The 7327-nt window shown below is 36.6% G+C and carries 9 protein-coding genes; 2 read left to right on the top strand and 7 right to left on the bottom strand.

All coding sequences use genetic code 11. From position 1 onward, the window contains the following. Window positions 1–98: 98 nt before the first annotated feature. From OO184_RS09960 to OO184_RS09945, 4 genes are read right to left on the bottom strand one after another with little or no spacing between them, the layout of a single operon-like run. The gene (locus OO184_RS09960) at window positions 99–599 is read right to left on the bottom strand and encodes an Hcp family type VI secretion system effector (protein WP_265379047.1); all 501 of its coding nucleotides are present in this window, start codon (window positions 597–599) and stop codon (window positions 99–101) included. Between the two features lie 2 nt (window positions 600–601). Further along, entirely contained in the window at window positions 602–1129 is a 528-nt protein-coding gene (locus tag OO184_RS09955) for a hypothetical protein (protein ID WP_265379046.1), read from the bottom strand. Window positions 1130–1177: 48 nt separating this feature from the next. Next, window positions 1178–1708 carry a hypothetical protein gene (locus OO184_RS09950; protein WP_265379045.1) on the bottom strand — a complete coding sequence of 177 codons (531 nt, stop codon included), beginning with the start codon at window positions 1706–1708 and terminating at the stop codon, window positions 1178–1180. Beyond that, a complete protein-coding gene (locus OO184_RS09945; RefSeq protein ID WP_088373042.1) occupies window positions 1705–2070 on the bottom strand; it encodes a tlde1 domain-containing protein in 366 nt (121 codons plus the stop codon). The genes OO184_RS09950 and OO184_RS09945 overlap by 4 nt, the downstream gene beginning before the upstream one ends. A 229-nt stretch (window positions 2071–2299) precedes the next feature. Here OO184_RS09945 and OO184_RS09940 point away from each other — a divergent pair, with 229 nt between their 5' ends. Both OO184_RS09940 and OO184_RS09935 read left to right on the top strand, forming a co-directional pair. After that, the gene (locus OO184_RS09940) at window positions 2300–2548 is read left to right on the top strand and encodes a type II toxin-antitoxin system CcdA family antitoxin (protein ID WP_265379044.1); all 249 of its coding nucleotides are present in this window, start codon (window positions 2300–2302) and stop codon (window positions 2546–2548) included. Next, window positions 2523–2789, top strand: coding sequence for a CcdB family protein (locus OO184_RS09935; RefSeq protein WP_265379043.1), 267 nt, complete (start codon window positions 2523–2525; stop codon window positions 2787–2789). The genes OO184_RS09940 and OO184_RS09935 overlap by 26 nt, the downstream gene beginning before the upstream one ends. Window positions 2790–3034: 245 nt before the next feature. Here OO184_RS09935 and OO184_RS09930 read toward each other — a convergent pair whose 3' ends face one another. From OO184_RS09930 to OO184_RS09920, 3 genes are read right to left on the bottom strand one after another with little or no spacing between them, the layout of a single operon-like run. Further along, window positions 3035–4027, bottom strand: coding sequence for a fimbrial protein (locus tag OO184_RS09930; protein WP_265379042.1), 993 nt, complete (start codon window positions 4025–4027; stop codon window positions 3035–3037). An 18-nt stretch (window positions 4028–4045) separates the two neighbouring features. After that, window positions 4046–6667, bottom strand: coding sequence for a fimbria/pilus outer membrane usher protein (locus OO184_RS09925; RefSeq protein WP_265379041.1), 2622 nt, complete (start codon window positions 6665–6667; stop codon window positions 4046–4048). After that, on the bottom strand, window positions 6624–7298 hold the full coding sequence (locus OO184_RS09920) for a fimbrial biogenesis chaperone (protein ID WP_265379040.1): 675 nt from the start codon (window positions 7296–7298) through the stop codon (window positions 6624–6626). The genes OO184_RS09925 and OO184_RS09920 overlap by 44 nt, the downstream gene beginning before the upstream one ends. Window positions 7299–7327: the final 29 nt, after the last annotated feature.

Here is a 7327-nt window from a genome sequence, read left to right as displayed (position 1 = left end):
GTGTGATGGAGGTGTTCAAGTTCGGCTTTTTGTTCATCGGTAATGAATATTTTCATGACGGATACCATGAACCTCATTTGGGCTAAAATCAAGCAGTTTCAATGAGCACGGGTATATATCCTTTCATTCCAACTATCAGAATGGACTATATTTCCATCATTGTGTTTCCAGGTAATTTTTTCGTAGCGAAGTTCAATGATTTCCATATGATTGAATTTCTCTTTTGATGTATCCTTGATATCCAGCATAACGGGAACAATATTCACTATTTTCACATTTTCCATTAAGGTATTAAAATATTCCTTTTCTTGACCATGATCGTTTATTTTATACCATTTAAGCTCTGCTGATTTTAGTGTTTTCCCCGTAGTCAATGCCTTATAAAGATATGGGGATGACGAATCAATTTCTTTCTCAATCATAAATGGAAGGTGTTTCCTCGTTCCAGTTAATTTTCCTGTATTATCATCAGTGGTGGTACTGACGCTATGATGAAGACCTAAAATCTCAATACTGCCTTCTCTACCATAGATATCAACGGAACCTTTAATATCTGCTCCACCGTCGTCTTTTATATACATATATAGAGGAATAGCCATTATTAATCTCCTTCAGAAAACGATTTTGAATTACCGGTGGCAGAAATAAGCTTTTGTAAGCATTTTTCACCACTTTTACTTTTATACAGTACACGAATACTATCAACGACATACTGATTTAATTCTGCTTCTGTTCCTCGATAAAAAGGCAGTGAGCAGACAGAGTCAGTGCTAATTGAAACATTGGAATCATCAAGAATAGATAATACTCCGTTTACGTTTTTCGGTAATGCAGTAGCTAACGCTGTTGATAGTGTTTCTGATGAATGGGCATCACTTCCCTTTGCAAGTAAAGGAGCTACTTTGAGCCACGTTATATCTCCACTTGCAATATGATCTGTTATATAATCCCATTCTCCGTTGTCTCCCTCTGGCATATTTGCAATTACTGCTCTTGCACCTTGCTGTTTTATTTGTAGGGTCAATTGCTTTGGTGTTAAATTCGGATATGGATTTTTAGCCGTAACATGATGATCCACGGCCAATGAGCTAAATGATACCAGCATTAAAAGCAAAACCAGTTTTTTCATTTAACCACCAAAATTGTATCTTGAAAAGGGAATGTCTAAACGCCATGATTAGTGTTCCTGAAATGTTTTTGATTTACCGATAGTATTAACAAGCGTTTTTAAACAAATCTCGCCTTTTTTTGATTTATAAAGTGCTCTGATACTTTCGATGACATATTTATTTATTTCTGCTTCGGTACCTGAATAAAATGGCAGTGAACATACAGAATCGGTGCTAATTGAAACGTTAGCATCATTAAGGATCGATAAAACAACTGAGGCATTCTTGGGTATTGCTGTTGCAACCGCTATTGTTAAATCTTCTGCTGAACCGGCATCGACTCCAGTTGATAATATAGGAACAATGTTCAACCATTCAGAATTACCACTTGATATATGAGATAAGATGTAATCCCATGTGCTGTCATCAGTATTAGGCAAGGTTGATATTACGAATTTCCTTGCTCCCATTGAATTTACTTTTTCAGTAACTTGCTTTGGTGTCAGGTTAGAATAGGGATTAGCTGTTCTAAATGATCCCGCTGCATAGGAGTTAAAAGCTAAAAGGTTTAAAGCTATTATTGGAAGTAATTTTTTCATGGTACCACAACTAATATATCATCACTGGATGAAGCAATATTTTTTCTTAGTCCTGCACCGTTTATAACGATACAACCCTCAGAAGCTTGATGATATGAACCATCATTTCTATCTCCGTGGATCCTAAAAGCATCCCGTCCATAAGTGTTTGTGCCTAAAATCGGAACGAGTTTTACGGTATATGGGCCTTTATGATTATTGTATCCGTTAATTCTGTAATGGCCTTGTGGAATGGGGCCTATCAAATATACGTCCTGCATGGATGGATTATTTATCCCTGCTCCGTGACCGCTATAACCTTTTGCAATAAAAGAGCCGTTATGTGTTAGCTCGCCAGTGCTTTGTGAATATTTCCACGTCATACTTGTTTCCATTAGTAAATATTAAGAAATTTAACTTTAAACTTAATAAACATTTTTAAAAGCATAATTTTGTAAAAATAGTAATATTTTTGTAAATATAAGTATTTAAGATGATAAGTTAAGAGTAATTTTAATGATTATTGATTTTGGTAAGTAGGTATGAACGATAAACGAATTGTATAAGATAAATTTGCTCTATTGGAGAAAGAAGTTCATTAGATTACACCCTATGAGATCTACAATTGCTACACGGGCTGGAACCAAGAAAAATACTAATGTATACGTCACTGATGATCTGGTGGATGCGGCTCGTAGCTTAAATATGAACTTATCGTCTATGTTGGATGGGCTTTTGGCACAGGCTGTAGAAGCTAAAAAGTACGGTCAGAAAGAAGATAAACAAGATATGCAGGCAATCAACGCATTTTTGGAGCGTGCAGGGATAATTACGGATGATGAGTTTTTTGGGAGCTTTTGATGTTTATTGTAACTTTTCAACAAAATTAATTGTTCCACTGACTTCAACAGGAGAAATGAAGCTAACTCATAAACGTATTACGCCGGTAGTCGATATCAATGGTGATAAATATTACGTATTTACTCCGGCTATTACATTCCTTGATGCCAATAAAATAAAGAGAAAAGATTTTATATGTAATGTTGTCATTTCACGGGGAGAAATTTTATCAGCAATTGATGCTATTATTACTAACACATAACATGTTAATTAGTGGGAGTAATCTACTGAGTTTTTTTCAAATATTTTTCAGATAAAAATAATGAAATAACAGCGCATCAGCCAAGAAATAAACTTTCTATACCTAATAGATTTCGAGTTGCATCGCGACGGCAAGGGAGCGAATCCCCGGGAGCATAGAGAACTATGTGACCGGGGTGAGTGAGTGCAACCAACAAAGAGGCAGCTTGAAAGATAACGGGTATATAACTGATGCAGATAAACGTATTACTGATAAGTTAATGTCATTGTTGCGGTTACATTTGCTTGGCCGGGGGTAATATTGTGATCGGTCTGAAAATAGCGGGCGTGTAAAGGGATAGATAACTTCCCACCTGTATAGCTGTTACCAATATTTATTTGTGAATGGATAATAACAGGTTGGTTGTTGTAAAGAATTTGCATACCCACACCGGAAGCAGTTGTGCGATTATCATTTTGATCAATCGCCCATACATGATATAAATTATTTTTTGCTTTTTTTCCATCAAGCATTAATTGTATCTGGACATCATCATCACAATCTAAAATAACCTCAAAATCTTTCCCTCCTGCGGTGCTATTAATGCCATAAAAATCACTTTTTTTGATATCGCCCATAGGAACATTAATATTATTATTTCTCAGTGAGCAACTTTTAGTAATAATTCGGGTATTTCCCAAACGATAAGTATGAACAACGTGATTATTTACTCGTGCCTGAATTAATTGATCGTTTCTGACAAAACCAGAACCGGTTGTTGGTGCTATTTTTATTAGTTGAATTGTCAAATAACCCCATGTTTTACCGCAATACCAACGACTAGAATTGTCGCAGCTTACGGGGTTATTAGCAATACGGGGTAACCAGTCGATACCGTAGCCGGGACCCCAAGTATTTATTCTGATACCAACACCGGGAACACCGGATTCGTAAATAGCATCCTTGTTGTATTCCACGCTTTTGTAGGATGTATATCCCCATGATGTAGTAATTTTTGTATCGCAATAGAAGATATTACTTTTATTGTCTAATTCATCTGCACGATATTCATAAATGGTTGTGCCAATAGGGTGATCCCTTGGGACATATAGGGTTCCAAAAGAGAGATGAGTGATTTCTGGTTTAAATCCTTTCTCGAACTGGCAGTTAGCAGCGAAACTATAAGGACTGGCTATCAAACCAATTAATAAGTTGGTGATAATGAGAAAATATTTAAATTTATTGTAAATATTAAACATAGCGTTTTCCTGTGGGAATTATTTACAGTGTGCTTCTATTATATAAATACCGGATAAAGGACTTTTTTCTGGTAGTTTGTAATTAACGATGCATTCCTGAATATCTTTATAACCCCATTTAACGAATAATCGTCCATTATCGGGTAAACCAGTGAGGTAAACTTGCCCTTCGTGACCAACAATAGCGCTATTTACTTCATCGATATCATGGCGTTTTTCTAACGTAACAACCGCGCCAAAAGGAATAGGATTTTCTTGATAATAGAGATTGATGAGAGCTCTGTGGCCTATTCGGGTTTTAAAATCCGCCAGGACTAATGCCCCCCGAGTAGGAATAACGGTTTGAGCATTAACGTCAATATCGACATTATCTGCTAACGAATGAGTATCCAAGGCAATCCGATTTTTCCGGTAACTACTGACATAAGGAATAACCGCATAACCATTCCAATCGGTGGCGATACCAGCATTATTTTGGATCTTTATTCCTTGAGCGCCATCAGCCCGGACTAATGCTAATGTATCTCCCAAATGTTGTGAAAGCGTAATGCCGTATGGATGAGCAACAATACCTCCTTGAAGACCATAATTCAGTTGGTGAGAATGGCGATCATAGCTATAACCGGTATTAAATTGACCATAAGCGCCTTTATATTCCGCATGAATATGGCCGCCAGCGCCAGTACCGTGATTCGTGTAACTTTGTTGTAAACTATAGATTAAATTATTGTCTTCCAACGCTGTGCCACTTAAACCGATTTGGTGGGAAATATCTTTGTTTTTATTGGTATTAAAATTGTAACTGGTCCAGCTATTCTTTAGCCAACGATCTAATGGAATCTGTATGCTGAATGAAAAAAGCTGCTCATTTTTATCCGTATCTGGAAGTTGGCTATAGGTATAATTTAGACTGTAATTAATATTATTGTAATTGGTGCTATAACCTGCATTGATATTACGTTCATAGCCACGTTGTTGCCAATAATTTTGTTGAAAGGCGGACAGATATAAACTGCCAAAGTTTCCCAAAGATTGATTAATATGTAATTGTAATTTACTTCTTTTATTGGTGCGGTAACGCCAGTCACTTTTATTAGAATCATCTATGTCATTGGCCTCTTTAAAATCGTAAAAACCACGTGTCGAATAGTGATAACCTGCCAGAGTAAAATTAGTTCCGGTTAATGAAAGATCTTTTGCATATTGAAAACGGTAGGATTGCCCTTTGGTACTGATATTGGATGGTAAATCGGTGTTAGCATGAGTGATATCAAAAGAGAGAGAACCTAATATACCAAGGTTATAACCTGATCCTAAAGCAATGGATCGATAATCTTTTGAAAAAATCGTACCGCCATAGGTAGTGATATTATTAGAAAAACCATAGATTAATGCGCCTTGAGCAAAATTAGGTTCTCTCCTATGATTATTTGATGATTGATATTGGCCCAGTGTTATTGAATATTGCAATCCTCCTTCCCGCAACATAATCGGTATAGTTGAAAAGGACTGAGTAGATCGATATTCCTGACCATCTGCTTCCTTGATAATAACTTCCAAATCTCCACTTGTTGTAGTTGGGAAAAGGTCATTAATGACAAATGGACCCGGTGAAACATAAGTTTGATAAATAATATAGCCGTTTTGCTTGATTGTAACTTGAGCATTACTTTGAGCAATTCCTCGGACACTAGGGGCGAAACCTTGTAAGCTGTCTGGCAACATATTATCATCAGAAGCGAGCTGTAAACCGCGGAATTGGACACCCTCAAAAATATAGGAAGGGGTAAAACTATCACCTAGCGTTAATTGCCCTTTTAGTGCGTGAATATCCCGTTGTAAATAGGTGTTAATATGCTTCCAACTCTTATCACGACTAGTATAGGTAGAATAATTGCGTAGACGCCATGCTTGCCAATTAGCGCCTGTTCGAAGATTCAGATAATGGGTTTGCGTAGAGCCAGATGGATTATCTTGCCAGGTATTTGAACCGCTATAATTATAGTTAATCAGTAATGAAGTTAATCCTTGCTGCCATAATTCGGGCGAAACATAACCTCTTGCCTGATTGTTTAACATTGCTTGTGGAATACTGATATCCAGCCTTTGTTGACTAAAATTGAAGAGAGCATTTGCTGATGGTATATATTGACTTAAATCAGACAACTCTGTTTCTGGTTGTAAACTGATCAGCTCTGGAAAGTTATCAACTTTTACTCCCATATTCTGCAATTGCTGGATTGTCAGCTTGGGCTGCAATTTATTATTTATCGTGACAAAAGTTACGTTTCTGGTATCTATTTTATCTCTATTAAGGTAAATATCTACCCAGTAAATACCGGGCGGATAGTCATCTTGGGTGAAAATAGAGAGATCAATATCTTCAGGCGAGCCAGAATCAGTACCTATTTCCAGTGCATGAATGTTAAAATAATCTTCAGAATAAGTTTTAGCGGGGTAAAAAAGTATGCCAGTAGCTATAAATGGCAATAATAAGAGCCATGAATGTTCAATATCATAGGGTTGCTTATTAATCTTATGCTGTGAGCATTTTCCCATAATTAACTTTCTGGTATAGAGTAAAGTAACGGTTTTATTAAATGGTTGTTTTTTCCTCGGCAGTAACGCCGCCAAAATCATTAATTGCTTTCCAATTTACCTGCTTTATATTCTTTGCCGGCAGAGGCCAGCTTAGTTGACTAAAGGGTTTAATCATGCCAGCAGGTTTTATTTCATGTTGATCTGCTTTAAGGTGAGAGAATGAAATGAAATAAGGAGTAGGATTTTCTGCGATTAATGAGTTGTTTTCCGTACGGAATTTGAGCTCTTTGTAGGCGGTACTTGACTTTTCTGCCAAATTCGCAGGACGGTAAAACAGTTTAAACTTTGACTTAACTGTTATTTGTAATTGATTCTGATCTGATTTCACCGAAGTGGGAATAGACTTTACATTTAACCAAAAAAGTGATTCCCGATCCTGAGGCAGGTTACTTTCTGTTTTGACAATACGCAGAATATTTTCATGGCCTGCTGCGAGTTTAAAGATGGGAGGAGTAACGATAAAAGGGGTCTTCATATTATCATTTTCATCTTGAATCCAAGACTGAATCAGGTAAGGGGCATCTTTTTCTGGGTTATTTATAGAAATAGATGCTTCTTTTTTGTCACTCATGTAAATAACGCGAGTTCCGCCGATAACGACACCTGCGATAGCGAAATTCATACTGATAATATATAGAAAAATTGTTAAAAATAGGCGTTGATACTGCACGGTAGCATCTCCGTTTTATCGTGTTTTTA

This window comes from Photorhabdus aballayi, assembly GCF_026153155.1.
GTDB lineage: Bacteria > Pseudomonadota > Gammaproteobacteria > Enterobacterales > Enterobacteriaceae > Photorhabdus > Photorhabdus luminescens.
The sequence above is the reverse complement of the archived record's forward strand: the minus strand, read 5'-3'. Positions and strand labels throughout refer to the sequence as shown.

Bases quoted from the DNA above. Each gene is read 5' to 3' on its own strand.
- OO184_RS09960 (WP_265379047.1), bottom strand. From the start codon at position 599: ATGGCTATTCCTCTATATATGTATATAAAAGACGACGGTGGAGCAGAT.
- OO184_RS09955 (WP_265379046.1), bottom strand. From the start codon at position 1,129: ATGAAAAAACTGGTTTTGCTTTTAATGCTGGTATCATTTAGCTCATTG.
- OO184_RS09950 (WP_265379045.1), bottom strand. From the start codon at position 1,708: ATGAAAAAATTACTTCCAATAATAGCTTTAAACCTTTTAGCTTTTAAC.
- OO184_RS09945 (WP_088373042.1), bottom strand. From the start codon at position 2,070: ATGACGTGGAAATATTCACAAAGCACTGGCGAGCTAACACATAACGGC.
- OO184_RS09940 (WP_265379044.1), top strand. From the start codon at position 2,300: ATGAGATCTACAATTGCTACACGGGCTGGAACCAAGAAAAATACTAAT.
- OO184_RS09935 (WP_265379043.1), top strand. From the start codon at position 2,523: ATGATGAGTTTTTTGGGAGCTTTTGATGTTTATTGTAACTTTTCAACA.
- OO184_RS09930 (WP_265379042.1), bottom strand. From the start codon at position 4,027: ATGTTTAATATTTACAATAAATTTAAATATTTTCTCATTATCACCAAC.
- OO184_RS09925 (WP_265379041.1), bottom strand. From the start codon at position 6,667: ATGATTTTGGCGGCGTTACTGCCGAGGAAAAAACAACCATTTAATAAA.